The following is a 1,697-nucleotide window of genomic DNA, read 5'->3' as shown; positions in this document are numbered from 1 at the left end:
GGTCGTCCAGAACCGGCCGACCGGAATGAAGTTCATCGCCGACCCGGCCAACCTGGAGCCCGGCACCACCCCCGAGACCCCGGCGCTGTCCCCCGGCGCGGTCGGACCAGACCTGATCGACCAGGTCGGCGCGCAGGTCAAGGAGCTCACCCAGGAGACCCCGTTCAGCATGGTCGCGGTCACCGCGCGCGACCTGGTGAACACCACCACCAAGCTGCGGGCCCGCCAACTGGACGGCAACTGGGGCCCCTGGTACGACGCCGATCCGGTCGACACCAGGGCCACCGACCAGACCCCGGCCGACGCGCCGACCGGCACCGAGCCGATCTACGTCGGCGAGACCACCGCCGTGCAGATGCTGGTGACCCGCAAGCCGGTCGCCGGCGCCGATCACAGCGACCCGGCCCATCTCACCGAGGCCGCGCTCAAGGCCATCCTGATCAACCCGGGCCGCGCCGCCATCGACGCCGGGCTCACCGATGTCGCCGCGGCGCTGCCCGGCGGCGGCCCGAAGGTCATCACCCGCGCGCAGTGGGGTGCCGACGAGTCGATCCGCTGCGAGGAACCCACCTACGACGACGGCGTCGGCGGCATCACCGTGCACCACACGGCCGGTCGCAACGACTACAGCCGAGCCGAGTCGGCGGGCATCGTCCGCGCGATCTACGCCTACCACGCCGAGACCCTGGGCTGGTGCGACATCGGCTACAACGCCCTGGTCGACCAGTACGGCCAGATCTTCGAGGGCCGCTACGGCGGTCTGGACCGGGCGGTGCAGGGCGCGCACGCGGGCGGGTTCAACGAGAACACCGCGGGCGTGGCGCTGATGGGCAACTACGAGACCGAGACACCGAGCAACGAGTCGATCAACGCGATCGGCAAGTTCATCGGGTGGCGGTCCAAGATCGCGGGGATCGATCCCGAGGGCCACACCACGATGTACTCCGAGGGCACCGAGTTCACCCCGTACGCCCAGGACGAGGCGGTCGACCTGCCGACGGTGTTCGCGCACCGCGACGTCGGCAACACCGACTGCCCCGGCGACGCGGCCTACGCGCTGATGGACCGAATCCGTGGGATCGCCGCGGGCAACAGCAGCACCTACTCCTCACCCGCGACGCCGGAGCGGCCGCCGAGCCAGCAGGCCCGCGCGCCGCAGCAGCAGGGCAATATGGCCGAACTCGGCGCGCTGGTCGACAAGCTGCTCGGTCTGTCCGGCTCGAACGAGATCGCCAGGCACTGGGTCAGCCGCGGCGGTGTCGACGGTCCGCTCGGCGCGCCGCAGTCGGATCTGCTCTCGGGCGCGCAGGGCCGCCAGTACGCGAAGTTCGCCAACGGCTACGTCTTCTCCGGGGAGAACGGCGCGGTCTTCGAGGTGGTCGGGGCGATCCTGGACCGCTACCTCAGCCTGGGCGGTGACTCGGGCGTGCTCGGCCTGCCGACCGGCAGCGCCTACCTGGTGCCGGATGGTCTGCGTGCGGACTTCCAGAACGGATCGCTGGTGCTCAACGAGCTCACCGGCATCGTCACCACGTTCTGGAAGACCTACAACGAGACCTACAAGGCCGAGATGGAGGGCATGAACGGCACCAAGCCCGAGCAGGCGCCCGCCACCACCGCCCCGACCTCGACGGTCCCCGCGGCTCCCGGCGCCCCCGCGCCGACCGAGCCGGTCGCCCCGCAGGTCCCGGCCGAAC

1 protein-coding gene is annotated in these 1,697 nt (G+C 71.1%); it reads left to right on the top strand.

Going from position 1 to position 1,697, the window contains the following annotated elements; translation table 11 throughout:
• Nucleotides 1-1,697: N-acetylmuramoyl-L-alanine amidase (locus V8688_RS31880; protein WP_342802374.1), on the top strand; the 1,697-nt coding region annotated here is incomplete at both ends.

Source organism: Nocardia sp. No.11, from assembly GCF_038752175.1.
Classification (GTDB): Bacteria; Actinomycetota; Actinomycetes; order Mycobacteriales; family Mycobacteriaceae; genus Nocardia; species Nocardia canadensis.
This window is presented reverse-complemented; position numbering and strand designations above follow the sequence as displayed.